The organism is Rhizobium chutanense (assembly GCF_002531935.1).
Taxonomy (GTDB): Bacteria; Pseudomonadota; Alphaproteobacteria; order Rhizobiales; family Rhizobiaceae; genus Rhizobium; species Rhizobium chutanense.
This window is the reverse complement of sequence record NZ_NWSV01000008.1, coordinates 95,057-108,620: the sequence shown is the minus strand read 5'-3', so window position 1 is coordinate 108,620 and position 13,564 is coordinate 95,057. Positions and strand designations below refer to the sequence as shown.

Below are 13,564 nucleotides of genomic sequence, written 5' to 3'. Positions count from 1 at the left end.
CGCGGATCAATTACCTGCCTTGGCGTCGACCCAGTAGCCCGGCTGATAGGCGACCGGCAGGAATTTCTCGTGGAATACCTTGAAGGTGGCATCGGGGTCGAGATCGGCAAAGAGGTTCGGGTGGAACCATTTGGCCAGCTGCTGGACGGCGACGAACTGGTAGGGGCTGGTATAGAATTGGTGCCAGATCGCGTGCACATTGCCGCCGGCCACCGCCTTGGAGCCGGTGAAGGCCGGGTTTTCCATCAGCGTGATCAGGGCCTTGCGGCTGTCGCCGAGGGTGGCTGCGGCATTCGGGCCGACATTGACGAAATCCTTGGCATCCTTGGTCTGGCTCCAGTTGGAACCGGTGACGACGATCACCTCGGGATTGGAAGCGACGACCTGTTCGGCATTGATGGAGCCGGTATAACCGGGCAGGAAATCGGAGCCGAGATTGTGGCCACCGGCCAAATCGACCATCAGGCCGAAATTATCCGGGCCGAAGGTACCGCAGCACTCCACCAGACCGGCGGCGCGATACATGAAGACCTTCGGCTCCGGCGGATTGGCTGCCTTCAGTCTGTCGGTCACGCGCGCCATCTGCTCCTTCCAGAAGCTGGCGACGGCTTCGGCGCGGTCCTCATGGCCGAAGAGCTTGCCGAGGATCTTCAGGCTCGGTTCGGTGTTTGCGAGAATATGTTCGCGGAAATCGATATAGACGATTTTCACGCCGATGCCGGCGAGCATGTCTTCGAGCTTCACTTCGTCGGCGGCTGTCTTGTTGCCGATCGGCAGCAGCAGCACATCGGGATGAAGCTTGACGACGGTCTCGGTCTGCAGCGTACCGTCGGTGAGGTTACCGAGAAAGGGCAGGTCCTTGCCCTTCGGAAACTTCTCGACATAGGCGTTGAAGCCATCCTTGTCGGTGGTCCAGAGATCGTTGCGCCAGCCGACGATCTTGGCGAAGGGATCTTCCTTCTCGATCGGTGCGACGGCATACAGCATGCGGCCTTCCCCAAGGATCACACGCTCGACCGGCTTATCGAAACTCACTTCTCGGCCTGCCACATCCTTGATGGTGAAGGACTGCGCAAGGGCCGAAAGCGGCATCAAGCCGGCTATCGCAGCTGCGGAAACTGCGAGCATTTTCACGAAATTCATCTGGAAATTCCCCTGACGTCTGAATAATGTCCGCAGGCATAAGAAATATGACTTTATGAATCAAGTTATATGTTTTAGAGCATTTCCAAACTGATGTTATGCCGGGGGTGCCTGCGATGAATTCGATGAACACGAACTACTCGATCCGCGACGAAATCCGCGATTTCTGGTCGGAACGGGCTGATAGCTTCGACCAGAGCGTCGGCCATGAAATCTTTTCGGAAGAAGAGCGGAAGGGCTGGCAGCGGCTGATCAGGAAGCATCTTGGCGAAGGCCAGGGGCGCCCGCTGCTCGATCTTGCTTGCGGCACGGCCGTCATCTCGCATCTGATGCATGATGTCGGCTTCAAGGTGACCGGCCTCGATTGGTCGGATGCGATGCTGGCGCAGGCGCGCGCCAAGGCGAAGAAGCGCGGCACCGATATCCGCTTCGTTTCCGGCGACGCCGAAAACACCATGGAGCCGAGGGACAGCTACGACGCCATTACCAACCGACATCTCGTCTGGACGCTGGTGGACCCGGCGTCTGCCTTCAAGGAATGGTTTTCGGTGCTGAAGCCAGGCGGCAGGGTGCTGATCGTCGACGGCAATATGGGCAGGGAAACCTGGGTCAAGGGCCTGCAGAAGTTTTGGACGAAGCTGACCGGCAGGCCGGCGGCGAGCCATATGTCGCCTGAAATGATGGCGCGGCACCAGAAGATCCGCTCGCGCGTGCATTTCTCCAAGCAGATGCCGGCCGAGGCGATCGTTGATCTTCTGCGCGAGGCGGGTTTTGTGGACATCGTGGTCGACCGCAAGCTTGGCGACATCCATTGGGCGCAGGCGCGCAAGATGCCGTTTTTGCGGGGGCTGGAGCGGTTGGTGCAGGAGCGGTTTGCGATTTGTGCGCGTAAGCCTGGGTGAGGGGGTTCCCTTCTCCCCAGCGGGGAGAAGGTGGCCCGAAGGGTCGGATGAGGGGGCCGCACGGCACTCCATTAATTGCCCTTCGCTTGCGCTCAGCGCACGCGCTCCTGTCGTCGCTTGTCCCCTCATCGCCTCGAGTTTGCCGCATCGTATCCCGGCCCTTCGCCTGGGCTCAGGGCGTTCGGCCCTGCGATCGATTCACTGGATCGATCGCTCCCCGCTTTGCGGGGACCGGGCCTCACCCACCAGTGACACTCATATGCCGGGCCACGGCCGGGCGGTTATGCGTGCGATCGATGATGAAATCGTGGCCCTTCGGTTTGCGGGTGATGGCCTCGTCGATGGCGGCGTGGAGGAGGGCATCGTCATCGGTGGCGCGGAGGGCTGCTCTGAGATCAGCGGCGTCGTTCTGGCCGAGGCACATATAGAGCGTGCCGGTGCAGGTGAGGCGGACACGGTTGCAGCTCTCGCAGAAATTATGGGTCATCGGCGTGATGAAGCCGAGGCGGCCGCCGGTCTCGGTGACGCTGACGTAACGCGCGGGGCCGCCTGTGTGGTAATCGATGTCAGTGAGGGTGAACTGCTTCTCCAGATCGGCGCGCAGCTCGGAGAGCGGCAGGTACTGGTCGGTGCGGTCTTCTTCGATCTCGCCCATCGGCATGGTTTCGATGACGGTCAGGTCCATGCCGCGGCCATGGGCGAAGCGCAAGAGGTCGGGCATCTCGGCCTCGTTGAAATCCTTCAGCGCCACGGCGTTGAGCTTGATCTTCAGCCCTGCCTTTTGAGCCGCGTCGATGCCTTCCATGACCTTGGCGAAATCGCCCCAGCGGGTGATCTTGCGGAACTTGTCGGGATCGAGCGTATCGAGCGAGACGTTGATGCGGCGCACGCCGCAATCATAAAGCTCCTCGGCATGGCGCGACAGCTGCGAGCCGTTGGTGGTCAGCGTCAATTCGTCGAGGCCGGCGCCGATCTTTTCGCCGAGCCGGCGGACCAGATACATGATGTTCTTGCGCACCAGGGGCTCGCCGCCGGTCAGCCTGATTTTGCTGACGCCCTTGGCGATGAAGGCGGAACACAGACGGTCGAGCTCTTCCAGCGTCAACAGATCCTTCTTCGGCAGGAAGGTCATATTCTCCGCCATGCAATAGGTGCAGCGGAAATCGCAGCGGTCGGTGACGGAGACGCGGAGATAGGTGACCGCCCGGCCGAAAGGGTCGATCATCGGATGCGCGTCCGCCACCAGCGGCGATGCAGCGCCTAACGTTCCAACTCTAGTGTTCACCTGTATCTCCGTACTCCAGTCAATGTGGGCATAGGCTATTGTCGCGTCAAGGGAAACAGGCTGCGTGCGCATGCCAATTTCAGCTTGCGCTGAAAAAGATCAGCGCCTACTCCTCGCATGAGAAGAGGACAAAATGATGAGCGATATCTGGCCGAGCGAACTCCGCGTCTCGAAAGACAGGCAGCGGCTGGCGGTGACCTTCGACGACGGCCAGAGCTTCGAGCTGTCGGCCGAGATGCTGCGGGTGCTGTCGCCCTCGGCCGAGGTGCAGGGGCATGGGCCGGGGCAGAAGGTGACGGTGCCGGGCAAGCGCAACGTCGCGATCATTTCGATGATGCCGACCGGCAATTACGCGGTCAGGATCGGCTTCGACGATATGCACGATACCGGCATCTACACCTGGACCTATCTGCGCGAGCTCGGTGAACGGGGGCCTGAGCTGTTTTCGGCCTATGAGGACGAGCTCAGGGAAAAGGGCATGAGCCGCGATACGGCGGAAAAGCCGCGCTGACCTTCAAGCTGAAATTTTATGAATATCGGGGGCGATATGGCGAAAACGAACGCAAAGAACTGGCTGCGCGCCAAGGGGAGTGCGAGCGGCAGCAAGGTGACCTTCCTCGAACTGTTCTTCGACCTGGTCTTCGTCTTTTCGATCTCGCAGCTTTCGCATGCGCTCGCCGCCCACTACACGCCGCTGGGTGCGGCCGAAGCGGCGCTGATGACCTTCGCCGTCTGGTGGGTGTGGATCTTCACCGCCTGGGTGACCAACTGGCTCGACCCAGACAAGATGCCGGTGCGCGGCATGCTGGTGGCGCTGATGATGCTCGGGCTGCTGCTGTCCGCCTCGATCCCCGAGGCCTTCGGCGACAAGGGGTTGCTGTTTGCCGGCGCCTATGTGGCGATGCAGGTCGGCCGTTCGCTGTTTACCACCTATGCCATGACGCGCGTCGACCGCGCCAACACGCTGAATTTCATCCGCATCACCACCTGGCTCGTGGCGGCCGGCGTCTTCTGGATTGCGGGCGGGCTGCTCGAGCATGAAGCCCGGCTGATCGCCTGGGTGATTGCGCTTGCCATCGAATATATCGGGCCGGCGGCGGGTTTTGCCGTGCCGGGGCTCGGGCGCTCGAGGCCAAGCGACTGGGACGTTTCCGGGGCGCATATGGCCGAGCGCTGCGCGCTCTTCGTCATCATCTGCCTCGGCGAAGCCATCCTGGTTTCCGGCCGCACCTTTTCGGAACTGCCGTTTTCAGCGCTGACCGGTATCGTCTTCGTCACCGCCTTCATCGGCACGGTCGCCATGTGGTGGCTGTATTTCCGCTTCGGCCACGGGCGCGCCGCCCACCGCATCGAGCATGAGGAGACGCCGGGGAGCTTAGCGCGGCAGGCCTTCACCTATGGGCATATCCCGATTCTCGCCGGCATTATCGTGCATGCGGTCGCGGTCGAATTCATGTTCTCGCATCCGCACGAGACCGGCGATCTCGGCATCGCTGCGGCAGTGCTCGGCGGCTCCGGCCTGTTCCTGATCGGCAATCTCTGGTTCAAGGGCGCGACGAGCGGCCAGTTGCCGCTGTCGCATCTCGCCGGCCTCGTTCTGCTGATCCTGCTTGCCTTCGCAGCACCTTTCATCGAGATCTATCTGCTGGGCATTCTGGCGACGCTGGTGCTGATCGTCGTCGCTGCCTGGGAATATCGGTCGCTGAGCGGCACATCGGCAGCGCCGTCGCTGCATTGATCATCAAGCGCATGTCGTCCTCCTAAAACCGCTGCACACTTTGGGCGACATGCATTAATCCTCGTCGCGCAGATCTTTCAGCAGCGTGGCGATGATGCGCTCCATCGAGGTGGCGGTCGCCATGCATTGTTCGATCGGCTCGTCGGAGAGCGTACGTTCGATGAGATCGGTCTGGATCGCCATCGCCGCCTCGGTTACTTTGCGGCCTTCACCGGTGAGATAGAGGCGCAGGACGCGCTTGTCGCGTTCGTCGCCGCGCCGCTCGATTAGCCGGCGTTTCTCCATTTGCGGTAAGAGCATGCTCATATTGGAGCGGCCGACCAGCAGCTTGCGCGCCAGTTCCTGCTGCGAGATGCCTTCGAAACGGTAGAGATTGACGAGAATGTCGAGATGCGGCGGCTTGATGTCGAGATCGGCGAGCGAGCGCGTCAGCGACTGCTGCATCAACTGGCAGGCGCGCGCCACCGCAATCCAGCTGCGAAAACGCGGATGATCCCAGGGAAGGGATTGATTTTTGTTCATCGTTGTACTTTATTGTTCAGTGTTGAACAGTCTTTTGGATTCTCACTATGGCAAATTTTGCGCTTGAGGTCACCCGCCTCGGATTTTCGGCCTTGCAGGCGGTTTCGCCGGATCTGGCGGGCAAAGCGGCGTTTCGGCTGTTCTGTCGGACGCCGTCGCCGCGGCCGAAAGGAGAGAAAGCGAAGGCGGCGCATGCGGCCGGCGTAATCCGGCTTGCCGGCGTCGAGCGCTTCGTCCTCAGGCTTGCCGGCGGCGCTAAAGCACATGCCTATAGGTTGAACGGTGGAGCGATCGGCCAGCGCAAGCGCTATCTCGTCACGCATGGCTGGGGCTCGAGCGCCGTCTACATGGCCGAACTTATTTCGATGCTTTCGGCAACGGGTGCCGAGGTGGTGGCGCTCGATTTTCCCGGCCACGGGCGCGCGGGCGGACGTTTCCTGCATATGGGGCTTGCGGTCGGCGCGATCGCGGCGGTCGAGCAGCGCTTCGGCGCATTCGATGCGGTCATCGGCCATTCGTTCGGCGGTGCGGCGCTGATGGTCTCAGCGGCGGGTCTGCTGCCCGGTGTGGCGCCTGTTACCTCAGGGCGGCTGGTGCTGATCGGCGCACCGAGCGAGATGGCATGGCTGTTTACCGATTTCGGCCGCATGATCGGCCTTCGCACTGCCGCGCAGATGGCGCTGGAGAAGAAGGTTCATCGTGTCACCGGGCGGCGACTCGGGGAGTTCGATGCCGCCAATAGCGTCGGTGCGATCGGGCGGCCGGTGCTCGTCATTCATGCCGAGGACGACAAGGAGGTGTCGCCGGCCCATGCCAGGCGTTATGGCGCGGCGGATCCGAGTGTGCGGCTGTTCTGGGCAAATGGCTTCGGGCATCGGCGCATCGTCGCCGCGGCCCCCGTGCTTGGCGCGATCGCGGCCTTTCTCGAAGGCGGCGTAGATGAGAAAGCCGGGGAAAGCATCAAAAAAGATGCGGAGATCATTCCATTTTTTGAGCTTCCGGCGCGGCGCGCGGCATTGTAGCGTCCGTGGCGACATCAAGCCGCGGCGGGACGCTTCATGAAAATCATCAGCAGCATCGAAGAGCTCAACACGATCTATGGCGCCGGGCTGTCGCAGGCCTCGGTCGACAAGGTGACCAAGCGGTTGACGCCGCTCTATCGGGAGATGATCGAGATCTCGCCCTTTGCGGCGCTGGCGACGGTCGGGCCGGAGGGGCTCGACTGTTCGCCGCGCGGCGATCTCGGCGGCGTGGTGCGCGTCGTCGACGACGAGACGCTGCATCTGCCGGACTGGCGCGGCAACAACCGCGTCGATTCACTCTCCAACATCGTGCGCGATCCCAGGCTGGCGCTGATGTTCCTGATCCCCGGCTCCAACACGACGATGCGCATCAACGGCCGCGGCCTGGTCTCCGACGACGAGGCGCTGCTTTCGAGTTTCGAGATGGACGGCAAACATCCGCGCACCGTCGTCGTCATTTCGATCGACGAGGTTTATTTCCAGTGCGCGCGTGCGGTAATGCGGGCCGAGCTCTGGAACGCCGCGCACTTCGCCGATCCGGCAGGCCTGCCGACGCCGGGACAGATGCTGAAGGGCGCCGTCGGCGATTTCGACCAGGAAACCTACGACCGGGAATGGCCGGGACGGGCGGCAAAGACGATGTGGTGACAACGTCTGTCGCCTGGCGCTGATTATTATGGCGGCCGTCAGGTCTTGTAGATCAGCCAGCTCTTGGTGAAATCCTTCTGCATGCCGTCCTGATAGAGAATGGTGCAGTTGCGGCCGGCATTCTTGGCGCCGTAAAGGGCGATGTCGGTCTTGCTGTAGAGTTCGCCGGCATCTTCGGCGCTGGAGGCCATGCAGATGCCGATCGAGACGGTGATCGGGCCGTAGTTCACGCGCGTGCGGGAATTCTTGAACGGGGTCGTTTCCAGCGTGCGGCGGATGCGCTCGGCGATCGCCGTGATTTCCTCCGCGGTATTGCCGTCGATGATGAGCGCGAATTCCTCGCCGCCGGCGCGGGCGACGAAGACGTCGCGCCGGACGTTGCTGCGGATGACGGAGGCGACGGTGGCCAGGATCTTGTCGCCGACCGGGTGGCCGTAGGTGTCGTTGATCTTCTTGAAATTGTCGATGTCGGCGAGCAACAGCGCCGTCACCGGCCGCATGCCGGGATTGTTGAAGACGGCGGCGAGGCGCTCGTCGAAGGCGCGGCGGTTGGAAAGGCGCGTCAGCGAATCGGTGTTGGCGATGCGCTTGTATTCGTCGAGTTCCTTGCGGACCTGGTCCATTTCCTGCGAGCGCTGGACGACATCCTCGACGGTGCGTTCGCCATGCGCCATGGTGTCGCCGGTCGCCTGGCTCAAAAGTTCGATGGCGTTTTCGATCAGTTCGACGCTGGCATTGCTCTTGGAGGTGATGCGTTTGTGCGTCTCGCCGAGCAGCCGTGTATAGCTTTCCAGCGAGCTCTGCTCCTGTCGCAGGATCCGCAACAGGCCATCGAGTTCGCCCGATATGCGCGTATGGGCGTCGTCGAAGACGCGGACCGGGCTGGTGGTGAAATATTGCGCGCCGAGCGCGTCGAGTTCGGCCTGGGTCACCTGGGAGCCGAGGGCTGCAAGTTCCCGGGTGAGCGCCGGATTGGAGCCGATATAGGCCTCGTAGAAGAGTTCGTAATTGCGGGGTATCGGCGCAACGCCCATCGAGCGCATGGCATAGGTGATCTGGCCCGCTACGTCGGGAACCTGCACCTTGGGCGCGGCAGCCGTATTCATCCGGCGATACTCCTCATATATTCGAAGGCAATATTTTAGTTGTTAGCTTAAATTTCTTGGGAAAAGATTAAAGCGACATATACCAAAGATTACATACGACAACTTCGCAATGGGGCAGTACTTCGATCAGGCCTATGATTCTCCACCGAAAAACGCATTTTAAACGGGACAATGCGTACCCGCTTGACGGGAATGAATGTGTGAAAAACTTACAGTTCTTCTCGTGAGATCATGGAAACATCCCGTCATACTTCTTTCGCCATCTTCGCCTTCACCATTCTCGCCTTCGGCGCCTTACTGCTGGAGCACACCGGCTTCTTGGCCTTCCGCACCGAGATCCTTGCGGGGGTGGATGACGGGGATGTGGTGGGAGCAACGGATTTTCTGAGCAAAACGCCGTCTGCGGCACCGTCACGATAGGTGAGGTGCCGGTGCATGTCGCGTTTTCTGCCGGCAGAAGAGCCTGCCGCAGTTACCCCAGATTCAATTCCTGGAAGAAATCATTGCCCTTGTCGTCGATGACGATGAAGGCGGGGAAGTCTTCGACTTCGATCTTCCAGACCGCTTCCATACCGAGTTCGGGATATTCGAACACTTCGACCTTGCGGATGCAGTCCTGGGCGAGGCGGGCGGCGGGGCCGCCGATCGAGCCGAGGTAGAAGCCGCCATGTTTCTTACAGGCCTCGCGCACGGCGCGCGAACGATTGCCCTTGGCGAGCATCACCATCGAACCGCCGAAGGACTGGAACTGGTCGACGTAGCTATCCATGCGGCCGGCCGTTGTCGGGCCGAAGGAGCCGGAGGCGTAGCCGGCCGGCGTCTTGGCGGGGCCGGCATAATAGACCGGGTGGTTCTTCAGGTAATCCGGCATGCCTTCGCCCTTTTCCAGCCGTTCACGGATCTTGGCGTGCGCCAGGTCGCGGGCGACGATGATGGTGCCGGTGAGCGACAGGCGGGTCTTGACAGGATGCCTCGAAAGCTCGGCAAGCACTTCGGCCATCGGCCGGTTGAGGTCGATACGGACGGTCGATTCCGACAGTTTCGCCTCGTCGATCTCGGGCATGTATTTCGACGGATCGCTTTCCAACTGTTCGACGAAGATGCCGTCGCGGGTGATCTTGCCCTTGGCCTGGCGGTCGGCGGAACAGGAGACGCCGAGGCCGATCGGCAGCGAGGCGCCGTGGCGGGGCAGGCGGATGACACGGACATCATGACAGAAATACTTGCCGCCGAACTGGGCGCCGACGCCCATCTGCTGCGTCAGCTTGTGGATTTCCTTTTCCATTTCGACGTCGCGGAAGGCGTGGCCGCTCTCGGACCCTTCGGTCGGCAGTTCGTCGAGATAACGGGTCGAGGCGAGCTTGACGGTTTTGAGGTTCATTTCGGCCGATGTGCCGCCGATGACGATCGCCAGATGGTAGGGGGGACAGGCTGCCGTTCCCAACGTCAGGATCTTCTCCTTAAGGAAGTCGATCATCCGGTCATGCGTCAGCAGCGACGGCGTGCCCTGGTAGAGAAAGGTCTTGTTGGCCGAACCGCCGCCCTTGGCGACGAAGAGGAAGTCGTAAGAGTCGGTGCCTTCCTCATAGATATCGATCTGCGCCGGCAGGTTGTTCCTGGTGTTCTTTTCCTCGAACATCTTGATGGGCGCGAGCTGCGAGTAGCGGAGGTTCTTCTTCTCGTAGGCGTCGAGAACGCCCTTGGAAAGCGCTGCCGCATCCTCGCCCTCGGTCCAGACCCTGCGGCCCTTCTTGCCCATAATGATCGCCGTGCCGGTATCCTGGCACATGGGCAGCACGCCGCCGGCGGCGATATTGGCATTCTTCAGCAGATCGTAAGCGACGAAACGGTCGTTGTCGGTTGCCTCGGGATCGTCGAGAATTGCGGCGAGCTGCTTCAGATGGCCGGGGCGCAGCAGGTGGTTGATGTCGGCAAAGGCGGTTTCGGCAAGCAGGCGGATGCCTTCCGGCTCGACGGTCAGGATCTCCTGGCCCTTGAAGCTGTCGACCGAGACGTAATCACCGCTGATCTTGCGATAAGGGGTGGCATCCTTGCCGAGGGGGAAGAGATCGTCAGCCATCGAAGTGACCTTTCTGCTGGGCGTGCGTCGCTAAATTGGAACCGGTCTAAATCTCCCGCGTTGCAAAAGCAATCAGGATGCGGCGGACTCTGGTGGGGACGTGTCGTGCCGCGTTTTGCAGTCGGCAGGTCGCACACGGTAGGCGAGTAAACGTAAGGGTGAAATCGACATTTGCCGTCAAGTCGACGACTTCAGGTTGCTTTCGGTTCGAGGCCGGTTCATATTCCCGGCAGCGTTAACCTGCCGGGGCTTCCCATGACAAATGCAAGGCCAACTGCTGTCGACGACCTTCTCGTTTTTTTCGAACACGATTGGATCCGCGGGGATCTGCTGCGCCTCGCCAGCGATCCCGAGGGAGCGGACATGTATGTTCGCTTCGTCAATGGCGTGCGGATCGACGCCAAACATGGGCCCGACCACGAAACGATCATCACGGGCGAGTACGGAACCTTCAAAGTGAAACCCGACGGTCACTTCACCTACGAGCTGGACTACACGCTCGACGTCGTGAAGAATTTAGCGAAGCAGGATCAGCTCATCGAGAAGCTGAGCTACAAGATGTCCGATGGCTCGGGGGGGACGGATCTCGGCGTGTTGACCCTCGCGATCGACGGCGTCAACGAAGGCGAAAAATACCATGAAGTCCTGGATTTCGACGATATGGGCGTCACATCGAGGGCAGATAATTTCTCCCTGCCCAATTACCGGGGCTTTGCGCTCGCGGTGAACGGCAGCCACGAGGTGACGCTTCTGAACGGCTTCGTCTATGATACGATCCCGGGCGTCGACGCCATTACCGAGGATGGTTTCAGCGATACCGTTCTATCGCCGGGTTCTCAGCCCGTCAGCCTGAAACTGCTCGACGGCGGGGAGTTCACCTTTCAGAGCGTTTCGATCGCCGAATTGTCGGCAGCGCCATTTCACCTGACGCTCACCGCCCTGAACGACGGGCAGATCGTCTATCAGCAGGAGCTTGAGGTCACAGGTCCCAATCTCGAGGTTGATATCGAAGACATCGAGGAAATCCGTTTCGACTTCATGGGCAATTCGGTGGTGATGGACAATTTTTCGCTGTTGGTTTGAGGTTTGCCGGATGTGCCGAGGGGTTGGCTCGGCCGGCGCCGGCAGGCGGATGGCTTTATCCGCGTCGGCTGGAAATTTCGCGAGAACGGCCACCTCCATCTCCCTCATTCCTGTGCTCGTCACAGGAATCCAGTGCGTCCAAGTCCTTGGGCGCAAAAGACTCTTTCCCTTGAAGTATTGATTCACTCACGGCGCAGACGCGCCGTGGCTGGATTCCTGTGACGAGCACAGGAATGAGGGAAGAGAAGTGGGGCAGACCACCTCTGCTGCCCTATTTCGGTCCGATCATCGTCTCGGGGCGGACGATCGCGTCATACTCTTCCGACGTCACCAGGCCGCTGGCGAGCGCCTCTTCCTTCAGCGTCGTGCCGTTCTTGTGGGCGGTCTTGGCGATTTTGGCGGCGGCGTCGTAACCGATCTTGGGGGCAAGCGCGGTGACCAGCATCAGCGAGCGCTCGAGGCCGGCCCTGATATTGTCCTCGCGCGCCTCGATGCCGACGACGCAATTGTCGGTGAAGGAGACGGCGGCGTCGGCGAGCAACTGCACCGACTGCAGGAAATTATAGGCCATCATCGGATTGTAGACGTTGAGTTCGAAATGGCCCTGGCTGTCGGCGAAGGTCAGCGCCGCATGATTGCCGAAGATGTGGATGCAGACCTGCGTCAGCGCCTCGCACTGGGTCGGGTTGACCTTGCCGGGCATGATCGAGGAGCCGGGTTCGTTTTCCGGCAGTGCCAGTTCGCCGAGGCCGGCGCGAGGGCCGGAGCCGAGCAGGCGGATGTCGTTGGCGATCTTGAAAAGGGCAGCCGCCGCTGCGTTGATGGCGCCATGGGAAAAAACCATGCTGTCATGCGAGGCAAGCGCCTCGAACTTGTTCGGCGCGGTGACGAAGGGCATGGCTGTTATGGCGGCGATTTCTTCGGCGACCTTTTCGGCAAAACCCACCGGCGCGTTGAGACCGGTGCCGACGGCGGTGCCGCCCTGGGCGAGTTCGCAGAGGCCGGGCAGGGTCATTTCGATGCGCTTGATGGCCGAGCCCACCTGCGCGGCATAACCTGAAAATTCCTGGCCGAGCGTCAGCGGCGTGGCATCCTGGGTGTGGGTACGGCCGATCTTGATGATGTGGCTGAATTCGATGACCTTCATGTCGAGGGCGGCATGCAGATGCTTCAGGGACGGCAGCAGGTGGTGGGCGATCCGTTCCGCACAGGCAATGTGCATCGCCGTTGGGTAAGTGTCGTTCGACGACTGGCTCATATTGACGTGATCGTTCGGATGCACCGGCTTCTTGGAACCCATGACGCCGCCGAGCATTTCTATAGCGCGATTGGAGATCACTTCATTGGCATTCATGTTGGACTGCGTACCCGAACCGGTCTGCCAGACGACAAGCGGAAAATGCTCGTCGAGCTTGCCCTCGATCACTTCCTGGGCGGCATCGACGATGGCTTTGCCAAGCGCCGGGTCGAGCTGGCCGAGCGCCATGTTGGCGCGGGCCGCCGCCTGCTTGACGATGCCGAGCGCACGCACGATCGACAGCGGTTGCTTTTCCCAGCCGATCTTGAAATTTCCGAGCGAACGCTCAGCCTGGGCGCCCCAATATCGGTCGGCGGCGACATCGATCGGGCCAAAAGTATCGGTTTCGGTGCGGGTTGCGGTCATCGGCCTTGCCTTCCCTTTACATGCTGTTTTCGGTCATCTGAGAAAGATGAGGTCTTATAGGTTGGAAAGCCCGACAAGAAAACCGGACGCCCCGCGAAATATTGATGGCGGCAGTCATGTTTGCGCGGGTTTTGCGGCGTGCCTTTTAGGCCACTTTCAAAATATTATGCGTTCGGGCGTTTTCGCCGCACTGGTCTGGCCGCGAAAATTCGGTAAAAAATTAACTAATAATTTCATAATTTTGTGTGAACTTCTGCGCGGCGCCGTGCAGGATTTCCGTCACACAAAATTGAGTCCGCCGGCGCTGGCGGCGCAGGCCGGTTTCTGATCAATGAGCCGGACGCTGAGTTTCGCGGGATTTGAGCTGAAAAC

At 60.8% G+C, this 13,564-nt stretch carries 14 protein-coding genes; 8 read left to right on the top strand and 6 right to left on the bottom strand.

The annotated features are described in order from the left end of the window. Window positions 1–6: 6 nt before the first annotated feature. Window positions 7–1,143 (bottom strand): ABC transporter substrate-binding protein, encoded by a 1,137-nt coding sequence (locus tag CO666_RS15080; protein WP_097612901.1) that lies wholly within the window; start codon window positions 1,141–1,143, stop codon window positions 7–9. A gap of 116 nt (window positions 1,144–1,259) precedes the next feature. Here CO666_RS15080 and CO666_RS15075 point away from each other — a divergent pair, with 116 nt between their 5' ends. Continuing rightward, window positions 1,260–2,045, top strand: a complete 786-nt coding sequence (locus CO666_RS15075; protein ID WP_097612900.1) for a class I SAM-dependent methyltransferase — start codon at window positions 1,260–1,262, stop codon at window positions 2,043–2,045. A 238-nt stretch (window positions 2,046–2,283) separates the two neighbouring features. Here CO666_RS15075 and moaA read toward each other — a convergent pair whose 3' ends face one another. Next, window positions 2,284–3,330 carry a GTP 3',8-cyclase MoaA gene (moaA, locus tag CO666_RS15070; RefSeq protein ID WP_097612899.1) on the bottom strand — a complete coding sequence of 349 codons (1,047 nt, stop codon included), beginning with the start codon at window positions 3,328–3,330 and terminating at the stop codon, window positions 2,284–2,286. Between the two features lie 136 nt (window positions 3,331–3,466). Between moaA and CO666_RS15065 the strand changes: the two genes are divergently transcribed. Both CO666_RS15065 and CO666_RS15060 read left to right on the top strand, forming a co-directional pair. Then, on the top strand, window positions 3,467–3,841 hold the full coding sequence (locus CO666_RS15065) for a gamma-butyrobetaine hydroxylase family protein (protein WP_097613049.1): 375 nt from the start codon (window positions 3,467–3,469) through the stop codon (window positions 3,839–3,841). Between the two features lie 36 nt (window positions 3,842–3,877). After that, window positions 3,878–5,068 (top strand): low temperature requirement protein A, encoded by a 1,191-nt coding sequence (locus CO666_RS15060; RefSeq protein WP_097613048.1) that lies wholly within the window; start codon window positions 3,878–3,880, stop codon window positions 5,066–5,068. Between the two features lie 54 nt (window positions 5,069–5,122). Here the strand turns inward: CO666_RS15060 and CO666_RS15055 are convergent, their stop codons facing one another. Next, window positions 5,123–5,590, bottom strand: coding sequence for a MarR family winged helix-turn-helix transcriptional regulator (locus CO666_RS15055; protein WP_097612898.1), 468 nt, complete (start codon window positions 5,588–5,590; stop codon window positions 5,123–5,125). A gap of 47 nt (window positions 5,591–5,637) precedes the next feature. Here CO666_RS15055 and CO666_RS15050 point away from each other — a divergent pair, with 47 nt between their 5' ends. After that, window positions 5,638–6,612, top strand: coding sequence for an alpha/beta hydrolase (locus tag CO666_RS15050; RefSeq protein WP_097612897.1), 975 nt, complete (start codon window positions 5,638–5,640; stop codon window positions 6,610–6,612). Between the two features lie 36 nt (window positions 6,613–6,648). Further along, window positions 6,649–7,260, top strand: a complete 612-nt coding sequence (locus CO666_RS15045; protein WP_097612896.1) for a pyridoxamine 5'-phosphate oxidase family protein — start codon at window positions 6,649–6,651, stop codon at window positions 7,258–7,260. A gap of 38 nt (window positions 7,261–7,298) precedes the next feature. Here the strand turns inward: CO666_RS15045 and CO666_RS15040 are convergent, their stop codons facing one another. Beyond that, window positions 7,299–8,366 (bottom strand): GGDEF domain-containing protein, encoded by a 1,068-nt coding sequence (locus CO666_RS15040; protein ID WP_097612895.1) that lies wholly within the window; start codon window positions 8,364–8,366, stop codon window positions 7,299–7,301. Window positions 8,367–8,597: 231 nt separating this feature from the next. Between CO666_RS15040 and CO666_RS15035 the strand changes: the two genes are divergently transcribed. Further along, window positions 8,598–8,786, top strand: coding sequence for a hypothetical protein (locus CO666_RS15035; protein WP_097612894.1), 189 nt, complete (start codon window positions 8,598–8,600; stop codon window positions 8,784–8,786). 52 nt (window positions 8,787–8,838) lie between these two features. On the opposite strand, the gene CO666_RS15030 is transcribed toward CO666_RS15035, so the two are convergent. Next, entirely contained in the window at window positions 8,839–10,446 is a 1,608-nt protein-coding gene (locus tag CO666_RS15030) for a fumarate hydratase (RefSeq protein ID WP_097612893.1), read from the bottom strand. A 255-nt stretch (window positions 10,447–10,701) separates the two neighbouring features. Here CO666_RS15030 and CO666_RS15025 point away from each other — a divergent pair, with 255 nt between their 5' ends. Then, window positions 10,702–11,529 (top strand): VCBS domain-containing protein, encoded by an 828-nt coding sequence (locus CO666_RS15025; RefSeq protein WP_097612892.1) that lies wholly within the window; start codon window positions 10,702–10,704, stop codon window positions 11,527–11,529. A 271-nt stretch (window positions 11,530–11,800) separates the two neighbouring features. Here CO666_RS15025 and fumC read toward each other — a convergent pair whose 3' ends face one another. Further along, window positions 11,801–13,192 (bottom strand): class II fumarate hydratase, encoded by a 1,392-nt coding sequence (fumC, locus tag CO666_RS15015; RefSeq protein ID WP_097612890.1) that lies wholly within the window; start codon window positions 13,190–13,192, stop codon window positions 11,801–11,803. Between the two features lie 61 nt (window positions 13,193–13,253). Between fumC and CO666_RS33665 the strand changes: the two genes are divergently transcribed. Beyond that, complete coding sequence (locus tag CO666_RS33665; RefSeq protein WP_143540313.1) at window positions 13,254–13,520, top strand: hypothetical protein; 267 nt, start codon at window positions 13,254–13,256, stop codon at window positions 13,518–13,520. Window positions 13,521–13,564 lie beyond the last annotated feature (44 nt).